The organism is Paenibacillus sp. P4_A7, assembly GCF_056402455.1.
Genome location: NZ_JBFUHJ010000110.1, coordinates 1 through 14697 on the forward strand (window position 1 = coordinate 1; position 14697 = coordinate 14697).

The following is a 14697-nucleotide window of genomic DNA, read 5'->3' on the forward strand; positions in this document are numbered from 1 at the left end:
GTAAGTAAATAAGGAGGTAAGTTTAAAATGATTTCATTAAAAGAACTTTTAAAATCAACACCCATTCTAGACGCTATCCAACAAAGAGAAATGCTGGTTTCGGGAATTAGCTATCATTCTCAGAAGTGCTCAGAAGGGCATCTATTCGTATGCGTAAATGGCTACAAAACGAATGGTCATAAATATTTGGCTAATGCTATTCAGAATGGAGCCGTAGCGGCCATTGTCGAAGAGTTTCAGGATGGAATCGACATCCCTCAATTCCGTGTTGCAAACAGCAGAATTGCACTTGCACAGTTAGGTGCCGCATTCTACGGTTTCCCAGCTAACAGCATGAAGATGATTGGGATTACAGCTACTAACGGTAAAACAACAACTTCCTATATAACCAATGCGATTTTAGAAAGACACGGCCTCAAAACCGGATTAATCGGTACGGTTGTGATCAAAATAGATGATTACTCGATCCCTTCTGAGCTCACCACGCCAGAATCGTTAGATTTACAATATTATTTGAAACAAATGGCCGACAAAAACGTCTCCCATGTTACTATGGAGGTGTCTTCTGCAGCACTGGAGACACACCGCGTAGAAACGGTTGATTACGATATCGTCGCGCTTAATAACCTGAGTCGTGAGCATATTGATTCACATGGATCGTTCGAGAAATATTGGGAGGCTAAGTCAAGCCTGATACGCAATGCAAGTGCAAATAGCTTTGCCGTACTCAACTTGGACTCTGATTATTCTGCTTCACTTATAGACCAAACTAAAGCAACGGTCCTCACCTATAGCCTTAAAAGCCGTGAGGCAACCGTTTATTGCAAAGACTTAGATCTCTCAACCGGAAGAGCAAAATTTAAGTTTGAGATTCTAAAAGCTTTTCAGGTTAACAACGTCACGTTTGCACCCGGTGAATTTGATGTGGAGCTGTCCATACCTGGACTACACTCCGTTTATAACTCTATGGTGGCGATTATTATATCCTTGCTGTGCGGCGTACCCGTTTCAACCATACAGGAAACACTACAATCCTTTTCCGGTGTTGAAAGACGGTTTGAAATCATTCATGAAGACAAGTTCATGATTATTGATGACCATTTTGCCAATCCCGGTAATATTGATGTTACACTGGAAACCGTTAAATATATGGATTATGAGCGCCTTCGTCTCGTTTATGCGATAAGAGGAAGCCGCGGTCCTATTGTTAATAGAGAAAATGCAGAAGCGATGGTCAGCTGGATGAGAAAGCTGGAGTTAAATGAGGTCATTGCTACGCGAAGCATCTCTCATGTTACCGAGAAGGATTTCGTAACGGATGAAGAGGTACAAGCCTTTATGGACATTATGAACAAAGCTAATATTCAGGTTGAATTGTACGATGAATTGCCTGATGCTATCAACGACGCTCTCTCACATGCTGAACCTGGCGACTTGGTTATGTTGGCTGGCTGCCAAGGTATGGACAATGGAGCTCAAATTGCATTACAAACACTACAATCAAAGTAGGTAATACGATGAAACATAAAAGTTTAGGCGTGATCGGCGGGATGGGTCCTAAGGCAACCTCGTTATTTTTTGAACAAATTATCGAATTAACAGATGCGGATCGCGATCAAGAGCATATCGATATGTTCATCCTTAACCATGCGACTTTACCAGACAGAACGTCTGTTATATTGGCTAATGAGGGCGAGGTTTTCCTTGAAGCGGTTGCTAAGGACCTGAAGCTGCTTGAAGCAGCTGGTGTTTCAAATATAGCTATACCGTGCAATACCTCTCACTATTTCTATAACGACATGCAGCAAATGACCGAGATAAACATCATCAACATGGTGGATGAGACGCTTAAAGTCATCTACAACAAGTACGGAGAACATTGTAAAATCGGTATTTTAGCTACAAACGGTACCGTAAGCAGCGGTGTATATCTTACAGGCTGCAATAAATATAACATGCAGCTGCATATGCCTAACGAGGCTATTCAAGAGCATGTAATGGACATCATATATAACAAGGTTAAACGCAACCTACCTGTAGAACCTTCTGAATTTGAAGGAATAATAAACTCGCTGCTCGTTAACGATAATTGCAATTGCGTCATTATCGCCTGCACAGAGCTATCTTGTATTGAAATCAGTAAAGAGTTTGCTGCCTATTGTGTGGATGCGATGTCTGTGCTGGTTCAGAAATCGATTGAGCTTTCCGGTAAAAAATCAATTCTTCGATAATTGGCTAGAAGGAGAGGAGGATAACCTATGTCATCTCATGCGATGGAAACCTTTGAGCGTTTTTTTGCGGAATCTTTCGCTGACGGTGTAAAGTCCAGAGAGCTGTGGTTATCTGAGGCTCAACTAGTCTATGTACAAACCAAATATCCAAAAGCTCAATGCAAACCATTTGTATCCAGGAAATATTCGGATGATAAGACTTGGTTTGAGATATCTTTATAAAAAAGAATACGGCTAGCTAGAGAGAATCATTGCGAATTCTCTCTTTTTTATTAGATAGGCTGTCTCATTTATTTAACGTTCCATTCCACTTCTTGATCCCTTACCTGAAGAATAGCTGGAAGCTGCTCAACAAACGCATCTACCACCTTAGGATCAAATTGTCGGCCCTTTTCTTCCTGAAATAAAGCCAGTATACGCTCTAGCGACCACGCTGCCTTGTACACTCTTTCACTGCCATCCCACTTTTCATAATGATGCAAAGCCACAATTGCGGCAGCCTGCATAAGCTGTCTTTTCGAATTACGCAGCAGTTGATACCCAATTTCGGAATGTGTTTGCATGACCGCATACTCTTCATCCGTTAGCTTGCCTGACTTCTGCAAAATCGCATCCGGAATGGCTACCTTGCCAATATCATGCATGGGTGATGCAATCCTCAACATTTCAGCTTCCATCGTACTCATGCCTAGTCCTAAAGCAATATGGTAAGAATACTGAGCGACCCGCTTCACATGGTTCCCAGTTTCCTTTGATCTACGCTCGCCAATCTCCCCCATAGCAATAATAACTTCCTTCTGTGTCTCCAATATTTCCTCATGCAGCATAATGGATTCCAGAGATTTGCCCGAATAGGATGCAGCTAATGATAAATATTCCATATCCTGTGTAGAGAACGTCTGCACTTCGGTCATTTTGTTAATCGCCTGATACGCTCCGATAACCTCCCCTTGATTATTGCGAAAAGGAATCGTCATAATCGCTTTCGTTCGGTAGCCTGTTTTTTTATCACTTTCCGAATTATGTCTTGGGTCCTTATAGGCACCGTCAATAAAAATAGGCAATCCACAGCTAATCGCGCTGCCAACTAAGCCACTGCCATATGGAATTCTAATCTCTCCTACGCCGTGGGCTACGGCTGTAAATAGCTCGTTGTTAGCATGATCAATTAGCCAAACGGCACATCGGTCAGCAACGATCATCTCTCTTCCCATGTTTGCCATTAGAATAAGCACAGATTCTAATTTTTTTTCGTTGGCTATTTTAGCTGTATATTCAAATATGATTCTCAGTAATTAATCCGAGGACAAACTCGGTTTTATAGTGAGTGTCTCGTCGATGACTTCTACTTCTTCCATGCAGGATCACTCCTTCAAACTATGAAACACCTTTTTCTCTCCCTAGTATATTACAAAATTCATAGAAGCGATGTGGGATATTGTATCTGATCCATCTTCCTCCACAATTAGTTGCGTTTAACAAGCCTGCCATGCTAAAATAACAAGTGCTACGCGTCCGTAGCTCATCCGGATAGAGCGATGGTTTCCTAAACCGTAGGTAGGAGGTTCGAGACCTCTCGGGCGCGCCACTATAACGAAATGACCAAGGGGCTGCACCACAAGTAGAWATWTCTACTTGTGGTGCAGCCCCTTTTTTATTTTCCTTCGGGTTCAGATGATTTCAATTCATTCAATTCAGTTTTCAGGCTATACTAGCCAAAAGCGGGCAGCATCCTTGGCATTATTACATCCGTCATAGCGTGGATTCCAATCCTCGGAATGATACTTCATATCGCAACTGCAGTGGTCTTACTGATTGCCGCTTACAAAAAAGACGTACGCACCGGTCCGTCAACACCGCCTGCCCCAGGCAGTTTTTGATCATTCCTTTATTGCACACTAAAAAAGCTGTCTCAAGGTAAAAAACCTTGAAACAGCTTTCTGTTTTAATTGTGTCTAAACCAGCCTCGTCCGAGCTTACAGTCCAACCGGCGTTTTAAACAACTGCATAACTTGTTCCAGTGTAATCGCATCGGTAGGAATTTCACTTTCAAAATTCGCAGCTTTATTAATATCGGAATAACTAACGTTATAATGGAAGCCAACCTTCATATTTTGTCCGCTTTCCTTTTCTGTCGCATGCACGTTCACTTGAGCCGCTTGATAAACAAGGTAGCCATCTTTAATGGCACCTGTAGCTTTAAGCTTATTTACCTTCACATCGTTCTTCATCATATCAAGCATCTTAGCTTTATTGCTCTCCAAATCTGCCTTTGCCTTCTCAATATTGGCCTTCTCCAGATTCAGCGACTTCAATGCATCTGCATTTGCAAGCAATATGTCGAGCACTTCCGGAACTACTTGATTAATGACGGTTTCTACTGTTTTACCGTAATTGCCTTCATTAATTTCAAAGTTAATAATTTGATCCGTCTTCAAATCTGCAGGTAAGCCTGCTTCCTCAGCCTTTGGCTCACTGAAATATGTTTTTTCGTCAAAATGCTTCAACAATACGGATCCGATCTCATTGCTAAGCTTTTTTTGAGCAGCAATGTCTATCTGAGCACCGCCTTGCTGGGCCGCAAGCTCCTTCAGATCAATCTTGATAAACTTACCTGTAATGGTACTAGGCAGTCCCAACATTGGAATTTCTGGAATCTTCACATATAAAATTTCTTTAGTCATAATCATAGGTACCTTTAGCTTCATTTCCATATCACCTGGCAGTACAATTTCCAGGTTCATATCAGTACGCATCGGGTCCTTCTTATAAACAGCGTCAACTTTAATCGTTGCGTCTTTTATCATACCAATAATAGCAGCCGTAGCTATATCCGTTTGCAGAGCAGCAGCAGGAGCAAGCTCCAATTCATCTACTCCTAGGGACATAGTCATCGCATAGGAATCCGCCTCTGCTATCTTCGTCATTGCTACTTGTAAAGCTTCCTTTGGCGGTTTAGCCGAACTGCATCCCGTTATAATGATCATTAATGCGGCAACTAAAATAACCGTCCATTTTTGAATCTTTTTCATGTAACTTGATCCTCCCTTATCTTCTTATAAGCACCTCCATTTTATACTATCACAGCATCTATTAGAAGCAACATACAAAAAAATCCCGTTTCAGCGTACTGAAACGGGACATAAGAACTACAAATATATAAAATTTTCCTCTAGCTTTCCACTAACCCTGAGGATTGTTATGACTTACATGATTATGCTGCTTCGTCTTCTTCGATCCGGATAATGGCTCCTGCTGCCCCTCGTCATTATCTCGCCGCTGCTTGTTCTGCGAATTACGATCTGGTACTGGTATGCTCTTCGGTTTACCCATTAAGAAGTCCTCCTATAAAATCATTGTGCAGAGCTTCTAAAAAAACATTTAACTCTTTTGATTCTTTAAGTCGGTAGGCTGGTCAAAATTCAATGAATCTTGGTGCCTACGATCATTTTTGTCCTGCTGTAATTGCTGCGCATGATGGCTGTTAACTGGCTCTACATCTAAAGCATCTACAACATTGGATAAATTTTTATCGACTGTACCTTTTGCTTTGGTCATAAGTCAACGTCTCCTCTACGCATGCGTCAATTGTTGAAGCGCTTGTGCGCATTCATGCAAATGCCTCGTATAATCCTGAATAAGCTTTTGAATAATGTCTCCACGTTCATCAACAGAGGTATTATCTTTCTCTACATCAACTAGCTCAACCTTTACTTCACGGCTATCGACATAAGTCACCTTAAAATCAAACGAAAACATTTGGTGGCCAGCCGCATCAATCGTCACACGAATTGATTTCGCATCCGACTCATCTGGGAGTACCTTGCAGCGGTCACCGTGTTTAATGATCTCTGGTAGCGTCTGCCGCCATGCGTCAGCCAAATTATCTTGATTCATTTGAAGCTCATCTGATTTACCCATATATGAAGCACCTCCACATCGCTTAACATGCGGCAGTTTGCTGCTTTTTATACGACCATGCCAAAAACAAAAAACGCCCAAACGCTGAGCGTTTGGACGTATATGTATGTAGTTAGTTAGAATGGCGGAGAGGGTGGGATTCGAACCCACGTGAGCTTGCGCTCTAACGGTTTTCAAGACCGCCCCGTTATGACCACTTCGGTACCTCTCCAAGCAATTGTTCGTAACAAAAAATAGTATACCACAGGACAGAATATAAAAGCAACCTATATTTTGTCCTGTGGTAAAAAAAAATTATTAACGTACTTGGATTGAACTAATACCGCCCATGTATGGACGTAACACTTCAGGTATCGTCACTGATCCATCCGCTTGCTGATAATTCTCAATAATCGCTGCAAACGTACGCCCTACAGCAAGACCAGAACCATTAAGCGTGTGTACGAACTCTGGTTTACTCTTCGTGTCTCTTCTGAACCTTATTGCTGCGCGGCGCGCCTGGAAATCCTCTACGTTCGAGCAAGATGAGATTTCCCGGTATGTAGCGGCACTGGGCAGCCACACTTCAAGGTCATACGTCTTTGCTGCAGTGAAGCCCATATCCCCTGTGCAAAGCGCCAGAACACGATATGGAAGACCTAGCAGCTGCAGAACCTTCTCCGCATTCGCTGTCATTTTCTCCAGCTCTTCATAGGAGTCCTCAGGCTTCGTCAGCTTAATCAGCTCAACCTTGTTGAATTGATGCTGACGAATTAATCCGCGAGTATCACGGCCAGCTGAGCCGGCCTCAGAGCGGAAGCATGAGCTATAGGCCACAAAATACTTCGGCAGCTCATCTGCATGCAATATTTCGTCGCGATGAAGATTCGTAACAGGAACCTCTGCAGTAGGAATAAGATAATATTCCGATTCTGAGATTTTGAACAAATCCTCTTCGAACTTAGGGAGCTGTCCTGTCCCATATAAGCTGTCACGATTTACAATGTATGGCGGCAGCACTTCCTCGTAGCCGTGCTGGTCGCTATGTAAATCCATCATAAAGTTAATAAGCGCTCGCTCAAGACGTGCACCCATACCTTTGTAGAACGTAAAGCGCGACCCAGTAACTTTCGCAGCGCGTTCAAAATCCAAAATGCCGAGCGCTTGTGCAATTTCCCAGTGAGCCTTCGGTTCAAAATCAAAAGTCGGCAGCTCGCCGTTTACGCGCAGCTCAACATTATCTTCCTCCGATTTACCGATCGGTACCGTTTCACTAGGTATGTTTGGGATTGCCAATGATAACTCATCAACAAGTACCTCTAGCTCACGAATTTCATCGTCAAGCTCTTTAATTCGATCGCCTACTTCTCTCATTTCGATAATGAGAGCATCAGCATCTCCGCCGGATTTTTTGAGTTTTGCAACCTCTTGCGACACTAGATTACGGCGGTTTTTCAATTGTTCCGTTTCTTGAATCAAGTCACGTCGCTTCGTATCCAGCACCGGAAAACCTGCAATAAGATCAAGTGATGCACCGCGATTTAGAAGCGCCTGCTCAACCTTCTCAAATTCGTTTCTTAACAATTTAACATCCAACATAATGGATCAACCCCTCTCCAAAAGGAGTAATATAGGTAACCTTATTGACCTATTTCTACTACGCTTTGCTGGCAGCTGCTTCTTTAACCATGTCCACAAAATAAGCATGCAGACTAAAATCATCAGTCAGCTCCGGATGATAGGATACCGCAAGCAAGTTGCCCTGCCTAGCTGTTACGATCTCATCCTTGTAGGTGGATAATACTTCTACATTCTCGCCCACCTTCTTGATCAGGGGCGCCCGTATAAATACGGCACGTACAGGCTCGTCAATACCCTTTACCTGTAAATCGGTCTCAAAGCTTTCCTGTTGTCGTCCAAATGCATTACGTGCAACAGTCATATCCATAAGCCGTAGATGCGCATCCTCTTGTCCTTCGATCTTATCCGCAAGCACGATTAGACCTGCACAAGTGCCGAAAAGTGGTTTACCCTGCGAAGAGAAATCCGCAATGGCTTCCATAAAACCGTATTTACGCATAAGCTTTCCGATCGTTGTACTTTCTCCACCGGGAATAACAAGCCCCTGCAGTTCATCAAGCTGCTCGATTCGTTTAACGGCGACCGCCTCTGCGCCCGCCGCCTCTAAGCTTCGTATATGCTCTGCTACTGCGCCTTGAAGCGCAAGTACGCCAATCCTCATCGCTCGACTCGCCTTCCTTTACAATCGGAGCAAGGGCTCTACAAGTCCTCTAACAGCTCCAGTATAATTCTGATGCTCGTGTAAATGACTAACGCTGCCCTATAGGACAGCGCCGCCTATACCTATATCTCCAGTTTAGATGCCGCGGTCTTGCATACGTTGCGAAGCATCAAGCTTGGAAATTTCAATACCCTTCATCGGAGCACCCAAGTTTTTGGATACTTCAGCAATTAGCTTGTAATCGTTATAATGAGTGGTTGCTTCAACAATAGCACGAGCGAATTTCTCAGGGTTGTCTGATTTGAAAATACCAGAGCCAACGAATACGCCGTCTGCACCTAGATGCATCATTAGTGCAGCATCCGATGGGGTTGCAACACCGCCTGCAGCGAAGTTAACAACCGGAAGCTTGCCTGACTCATGTACATCAAGCAATAGATCATAAGCCACGCCTAAAATTTTTGCTTCATGATAAAGCTCGTCCTTCGACAAACCTTGAATTTTACGAATTTGACCGTTAATTAGACGAAGGTGGCGTACAGCTTCAACGATATTTCCTGTACCTGGTTCACCTTTCGTACGAAGCATTGCCGCACCTTCTTGGATACGACGCAAAGCTTCACCAAGATCTTTAGCTCCGCATACGAATGGAATTGTAAACTCATGCTTGCTAATGTGGAACACTTCATCAGCTGGCGTAAGTACTTCACTCTCATCAATATAGTCAACGCCCATTGATTCTAAAACTTTAGCCTCGATATAGTGACCGATACGAGCTTTCGCCATAACCGGTATCGAAACAACCTTCATAACCTGCTCAACAATCGTCGGGTCAGCCATACGAGCTACTCCGCCTGCTGCACGAATATCAGAAGGAACACGCTCAAGTGCCATTACTGCCGTAGCACCTGCTGCTTCTGCTACCTTTGCTTGCTCGGCGTTCATAACGTCCATAATGACGCCGCCTTTTTGCATTTCTGCCATGCCGCGTTTAACGCGTGATGTACCTGTTTCCATGCTTCAAATCCTCCTATTTTCATCCATTAAAATTTATAATATCGTAGTTGTTCTAACCATTGATTTTACAGGAAGCCAGTTTAATCGACAACCCTTGTTTTGCTTTATTCCCCTGTTTTCAAGTCGGATTAAAACAAATTGACAATTCCGCTGAATAGATTGCTAAAAAATCCACCAATCGAGCGGAACAATAAGCGGAACCAGCTTGCTTTTTCAGCTTCCTCAGTCGTAATTAGGTTTACCGTATGCTCTAATGTTTTTTTCGTATCAGCATCCGTATACTGATACGTTACAGTACCTACAGCTGTACCAACCGGAATCGGTGCCACAAGCTCGGCTTCTGTTTTGATCTTGCTAGATGTTAGCTCAATCTTTGGCTCAACGCCCTTTTTCACCATGAATGTTATGTCTCTGTCCGTAACGACTGGAATACTCTTTTTCTTACCCTTCTTAATCTTAACCGTTTCAAACTTTTCTACCACGGTTTTTGGAGCAAGAACCGTTTTTTTCTCAAATGTGCCGAAACCATAATTGTATAGCTTAGCTGTTTCATTAAAACGAGCTGACTTTGTTGCGGTATCCATTACAACGCTGATAAAACGTTGTTCACCACGCTTAACAGTTCCTGTGAAGTTGTAGCCGGCAGCCCCAATAAATCCCGTTTTCATACCGTCAACGCCCTCATAAGCCAAATGCTTCAAACCGGATTGGTTTGTATTAGTACCTAGCATCCAGTTAATGTTAACGATAGCTTTATCATCACGTTCCCGAAATTTGTATTCCTGAAGCTTCGAGTATTCTAGAAACTCCGGATGCTCTTTCAAAATAATTTGTGCAAGCTTTGCCATATCTGATGCCGATATAACTGTATCATCTGCAAGACCAGTCGCCGATGTGAAGATAGCTGTTTTCAAACCAAGCTTTTCACTTGTCTCATTCATTTTTTCGACAAAGCCTTGCTCACTTCCTGATATTTCTGAAGCAAGTGCAATCGTTGCATCATTAGCTGAGCCTACCGCCATTGCTTTATATAATTCTAAAACGGTATGTTTATCACCTTGTGCCAAAAATACGGATGAACCATCAGCAGGTGTAGATGCTGCTTCCGCATTAGTAGTAACTACAGTATCCCACGATAGACGCTTATTAGACACTTCTTCCAGAACGATATATTCAGTCATTAGTTTCGTCATACTTGCCGCAGGCAGCGGTTCATTCGAGTTCACATCATATAATACTTGTCCGGAATCCGCATCAATTAAAATAGCTGCCTTCACCTGTAATCCTAATGAGTTCTCTGTACTTGGTCTGTTATTATACCCCTGTGCCTGTACTGTCGTTGAACCTAGTGACAACACTATCAAACAAGCTGCCATACTTGCAGCGATGGCCGTCTTTAGTCGAGCCGGTCTAACCATTTCCTTCAACGTCGTCTCCCCTTTTCCCACTTGGTTTGTCGATGTTAATTGTAACATATCAAACCGTAACAATTAAACCTCTTTGAACAGCTGTTAAAATGAAGATTCTTTCACAAGTGCAAACAGCTGTCGCCGTCGTTTGCTGCGCATTTATGTTTCATAGAAATATTTAAGTGTTTTTATAGTAAAGGTATGTCCAAAGCGGATTGTACTCAACCATCCCTATATTTGATGATAGGAAGTCTACATGAATTACTTATATTACTTAGACATCTGGCTGGCTGGAGGTAATGTTGAATTAAGCTCACATTGTGAAACTAATGATTGGTATTGGGGACTTAGAAACGAGTTAGTATCACATTATGAATCTATCTCAACAGAAAAAGGCGCTGATCTAGCTAACCGAGCAATTAGGTTCACTTCCTGAAACTAAATGATGACTGATCCTCTTGCACGCTCAATTAATTGCAAAAACTGAAACTAAGTAGGCAAAGTAAAAAAACAGAGACAAGCAACGATGTCGCTTATCTCTGTGTCATTAATATGAGGTTAGCTTTATTCTACTTCTATAAGGAGTAGTTAGGAGCTTCCTTTGTTATTTGCACGTCATGCGGATGACTCTCACGAAGACCAGAACCAGTGATACGTACAAATTGTGTATCATTCTTCAGTTCATCAAGAGATGCAGTTCCACAGTAACCCATACCGGAGCGTAGTCCGCCTAGCAGCTGGTGAACAGTATCAGCTAGTGGTCCTTTGTAAGGTACGCGTCCTTCAATACCTTCTGGAACAAGCTTGTTCTCGTTTTCTTGGAAGTAGCGGTCTTTACTGCCTTCCTTCATCGCGCCGAGTGATCCCATACCGCGATATACTTTAAAGCTTCGTCCTTGGAAGATTTCAGTCTCTCCAGGGCTTTCTGCTGTTCCAGCAAACAAGCTTCCGATCATAATTGCACTTGCTCCTGAAGCAATTGCTTTCGTAATGTCGCCAGAATACTTAATACCGCCATCCGCAATAACCGGAATGTTGTATTCACGAGCAACCGATGCGCAATCATATATTGCCGTAATTTGCGGTACACCAATACCTGCAATAACACGAGTCGTACAAATCGAACCAGGTCCAATACCGACTTTGACAACGGATGCCCCTGCTTCAATTAAGTCACGAGTAGCATCGCCGGTTGCAACGTTACCTGCAATAATGGTTAGATCCGGATAAGCAGCACGCAGCTTACGTACCGTATTCAAAATATTAATATGATGTCCGTGTGCTGAGTCAACAACAAGAACGTCGATGCCTGATTGAACGAGTGCTTCTGTTCTTTCCATTGTATCCTTAGAAATACCAACCGCAGCTCCGCAAAGTAAACGTCCGTGTGTATCCTTCGCCGCATTAGGGAATTGAATTGCTTTTTCAATATCTTTAATAGTAATAAGACCTTTAAGTGTGTTCGACTCATCAATAAGAGGAAGTTTCTCAATTTTGTGTTTCTGCAACAGTCCTTCAGCTTCCTGAAGAGTTGTTCCAACTGGCGCAGTAACCAAATTTTCACGAGTCATTACATCATTAATCTTGATGGAGTAATCATGAACAAAACGTAAATCGCGGTTTGTCAAAATACCGACCAATTTTTTATCTTGGTCAACGATAGGAACGCCTGAAATACGGTATTTGCCCATCAATTCCTCAGCATCGTATACATGGTGATCTGGAGTTAGTGAAAACGGATTTGTAATTACACCGCTCTCCGAACGTTTCACACGATCTACTTCCTCCGCTTGCTGTGCAATTGACATGTTCTTATGAACAATCCCAATACCGCCCTCACGCGCGATTGCAATTGCCAAAGCCGCTTCTGTAACGGTGTCCATACCTGCGCTAATGAGCGGAATATTTAGCTTAATGCTCTCGCTTAATCTGATGGAAATATCAACTTCTCTTGGTAGCACTTCTGATTTGCGCGGAATAAGCAGGACGTCGTCAAACGTTAGCCCTTCTTTGGCGAATTTTGTTTCCCACACGAGTATGTTCCTCCCTTATTTTCGATACCTCTCACGTATATTATTGCAATATTATCAGAGGGGGTAGGGGCTGTCAAGACAGGCCATTAGCAACCACGCACCAACTATAACCCTATAAAATAAAGCTTGAATTCCGTATTTCTTTAGAAAAAGTCAGGTAAATACGTTGTTCGTTCGGGAATACGCACATGTAAGCGTTTAATAACCTCTTCGTCACCTTGAATCTGTGCTAAACGTGCTAATTCTAATGGTCGAATGTATCCGAACAATAGTGAGGTTAACACACCTATATTTACTTTTATAGCGAAATCATTATTTTTAATTTCATCTAATCTCTTCAAAATAGCATTTCCAGAAGGCTCAATTTCGATACTATAAGAACCATTATTCCAAGGCGCATGCTCATCTACGATCTGAATAGGTATCTGATCAGCTACTTCATCTGGACTGAACATGTATTGACCAATAAATGCCTCAGCATCTACAATACGTGCCATGAAATACGAAAATGTCTCTTGTTTAATTCTAGGATCTGGCAAGGTATATGCTAACTTATCGTTTGAAGGAACCGTTATTGTCATCTCTTTAAACATAGAATCATGCTGTGAAATAAATGACCAAATTGCCGACCTTGCTCCCTCATTTAAATAAACAAGCTCATGCACACTCATATGCATGTTTTTAATCTCATATATAATGTAACCTTGTGCTTCGCCGTTCTGATCATAATAGATCGCTGATTGACCAGGCTTACGCTTGCTTATGCGATAACTCCACCATAGCTCTGTTCGTGCTAATGTACCATTAAACTTGATGGCATACTTCTCATATATCGTTTCTAATAAGCTGTAATCCTTAGCTTTGCATCTTTCTATCCGACCGTCAAACGCTTTACGTACAGGTAACTGTTCCGTTTTAATGGTATAGACCTTATTCTCTGTATATGTTTCCCAACCATATTTTCTATAAAAACCAAAAGAAAATGGATGCAGAAATGAAACTGTCTGCCCCTTTTCCTTCATCTCTTTCAGCGCATGAACAAGCAGCTTAGCTACAAGCCCTTGTCTTCTATACTCTGGCCATGTGGCCACAGCTGATATTCCGCCCATTGCAAACCGTTTGCCACCAATAAAAGTATCCAAACCTAGTACAGTCATTTGTGCAGCAAACTGGTTTTCAACATATGCAGCGTATCTATCTGCTGGCTCTGTTTCAAATTGCAACTTAATCTCTTCAATTTCTTCGTCTGTTTTTTGCATTTGAAATGCAAACTGCGTCAACATCATACTTTCAGAAAAATGTGATTGATTCATTTTCTCTATTCTCATGCTTTTATCCATTATAGTTCGCCTCCCTACGGTTTATTATTTCATAAAAAGGTCAATATAACAAAAAAACCTATCGCATACATGCGATAGGTCATTCGTGCTTGGCGACGTCCTACTCTCCCAGGACCCTGCGGTCCAAGTACCATCGGCGCTGAAGGGCTTAACGGTCGTGTTCGGTATGGGAACGCGTGGTTCCCCTTCGCCATCGCCACCAAACTAGATTATTCATTGAATAACTTCTCCAAGTTACCTTAGAAGAGCATCAACAATAAACCAACAAGGCATTGCGCCCTGAAAACTGRATACGAAAGTTRTCTTRCTGAACCTTAGCTGTTTGTTTGCCGGATGTATGGGTCCATGCAAACCTTATTTTAGGATAAGCCCTCGACCGATTAGTATTCGTCAGCTCCACGCATTGCTGCGCTTCCACCCCGAACCTATCAACCTCGTCGTCTTCAAGGGGTCTTACATACTGGGAAATCTCATCTTGAGGGGGGCTTCACGCTTAGATGCTTTCAGCGCTTATCCCGTCCGTAC

The 14697-nt window shown here is 42.6% G+C and carries 14 protein-coding genes, 2 tRNA genes and 2 rRNA genes; 4 read left to right on the forward strand and 14 right to left on the reverse strand.

From position 1 onward, the window contains the following. The first annotated feature begins 27 nt into the window (after window positions 1–27). Genes AC1DWN_RS15375 through AC1DWN_RS15385 form a run of 3 tightly spaced genes read left to right on the forward strand, consistent with a single transcriptional unit; the run spans window position 28 to window position 2453 of the window. Window positions 28–1509 carry a Mur ligase family protein gene (locus AC1DWN_RS15375; protein ID WP_477559778.1) on the forward strand — a complete coding sequence of 494 codons (1482 nt, stop codon included), beginning with the start codon at window positions 28–30 and terminating at the stop codon, window positions 1507–1509. A gap of 8 nt (window positions 1510–1517) precedes the next feature. Then, window positions 1518–2231 (forward strand): aspartate/glutamate racemase family protein, encoded by a 714-nt coding sequence (locus AC1DWN_RS15380; protein ID WP_477559779.1) that lies wholly within the window; start codon window positions 1518–1520, stop codon window positions 2229–2231. A 27-nt stretch (window positions 2232–2258) separates the two neighbouring features. Continuing rightward, complete coding sequence (locus AC1DWN_RS15385) at window positions 2259–2453, forward strand: hypothetical protein (protein ID WP_477559780.1); 195 nt, start codon at window positions 2259–2261, stop codon at window positions 2451–2453. A 68-nt stretch (window positions 2454–2521) separates the two neighbouring features. Here the strand turns inward: AC1DWN_RS15385 and AC1DWN_RS15390 are convergent, their stop codons facing one another. Then, window positions 2522–3523, reverse strand: coding sequence for an HD domain-containing phosphohydrolase (locus tag AC1DWN_RS15390; RefSeq protein ID WP_477559790.1), 1002 nt, complete (start codon window positions 3521–3523; stop codon window positions 2522–2524). Between the two features lie 219 nt (window positions 3524–3742). On the opposite strand from AC1DWN_RS15390, the gene AC1DWN_RS15395 reads away from it, so the two are divergent. Then, window positions 3743–3819, forward strand: a tRNA-Arg gene (locus AC1DWN_RS15395). A 388-nt stretch (window positions 3820–4207) separates the two neighbouring features. Here the strand turns inward: AC1DWN_RS15395 and AC1DWN_RS15400 are convergent. The 13 genes from AC1DWN_RS15400 to AC1DWN_RS15460 all read right to left on the reverse strand — a co-directional run. Beyond that, a complete protein-coding gene (locus AC1DWN_RS15400) occupies window positions 4208–5263 on the reverse strand; it encodes a hypothetical protein (protein ID WP_477559781.1) in 1056 nt (351 codons plus the stop codon). Between the two features lie 151 nt (window positions 5264–5414). Next, a complete protein-coding gene (locus AC1DWN_RS15405; RefSeq protein WP_477559782.1) occupies window positions 5415–5564 on the reverse strand; it encodes a small acid-soluble spore protein P in 150 nt (49 codons plus the stop codon). A 48-nt stretch (window positions 5565–5612) separates the two neighbouring features. Beyond that, window positions 5613–5789, reverse strand: coding sequence for a hypothetical protein (locus AC1DWN_RS15410; RefSeq protein ID WP_477559783.1), 177 nt, complete (start codon window positions 5787–5789; stop codon window positions 5613–5615). A gap of 15 nt (window positions 5790–5804) precedes the next feature. Next, on the reverse strand, window positions 5805–6152 hold the full coding sequence (locus AC1DWN_RS15415; protein ID WP_477559784.1) for a hypothetical protein: 348 nt from the start codon (window positions 6150–6152) through the stop codon (window positions 5805–5807). Window positions 6153–6274: 122 nt separating this feature from the next. Further along, window positions 6275–6363: transfer RNA gene (locus AC1DWN_RS15420), tRNA-Ser, on the reverse strand. A gap of 86 nt (window positions 6364–6449) precedes the next feature. Beyond that, the gene (serS, locus tag AC1DWN_RS15425) at window positions 6450–7730 is read right to left on the reverse strand and encodes a serine--tRNA ligase (RefSeq protein ID WP_477559785.1); all 1281 of its coding nucleotides are present in this window, start codon (window positions 7728–7730) and stop codon (window positions 6450–6452) included. 58 nt (window positions 7731–7788) lie between these two features. Beyond that, entirely contained in the window at window positions 7789–8373 is a 585-nt protein-coding gene (pdxT, locus tag AC1DWN_RS15430) for a pyridoxal 5'-phosphate synthase glutaminase subunit PdxT (RefSeq protein WP_477559786.1), read from the reverse strand. Window positions 8374–8508: 135 nt separating this feature from the next. Continuing rightward, window positions 8509–9390 carry a pyridoxal 5'-phosphate synthase lyase subunit PdxS gene (gene pdxS / locus AC1DWN_RS15435; protein ID WP_477559787.1) on the reverse strand — a complete coding sequence of 294 codons (882 nt, stop codon included), beginning with the start codon at window positions 9388–9390 and terminating at the stop codon, window positions 8509–8511. Window positions 9391–9518: 128 nt separating this feature from the next. Beyond that, a complete protein-coding gene (locus tag AC1DWN_RS15440) occupies window positions 9519–10808 on the reverse strand; it encodes a D-alanyl-D-alanine carboxypeptidase family protein (protein ID WP_477559791.1) in 1290 nt (429 codons plus the stop codon). Window positions 10809–11374: 566 nt separating this feature from the next. After that, on the reverse strand, window positions 11375–12832 hold the full coding sequence (guaB, locus tag AC1DWN_RS15445; protein WP_477559788.1) for an IMP dehydrogenase: 1458 nt from the start codon (window positions 12830–12832) through the stop codon (window positions 11375–11377). Between the two features lie 143 nt (window positions 12833–12975). Then, window positions 12976–14172: a GNAT family N-acetyltransferase gene (locus AC1DWN_RS15450; RefSeq protein WP_477559789.1), complete on the reverse strand. Its 1197-nt coding sequence runs from the start codon at window positions 14170–14172 to the stop codon at window positions 12976–12978. Between the two features lie 87 nt (window positions 14173–14259). Then, window positions 14260–14376, reverse strand: a 5S ribosomal RNA gene (gene rrf / locus AC1DWN_RS15455). A gap of 156 nt (window positions 14377–14532) precedes the next feature. Next, window positions 14533–14697: ribosomal RNA gene (locus tag AC1DWN_RS15460) — 23S ribosomal RNA — on the reverse strand; the annotation flags it as partial.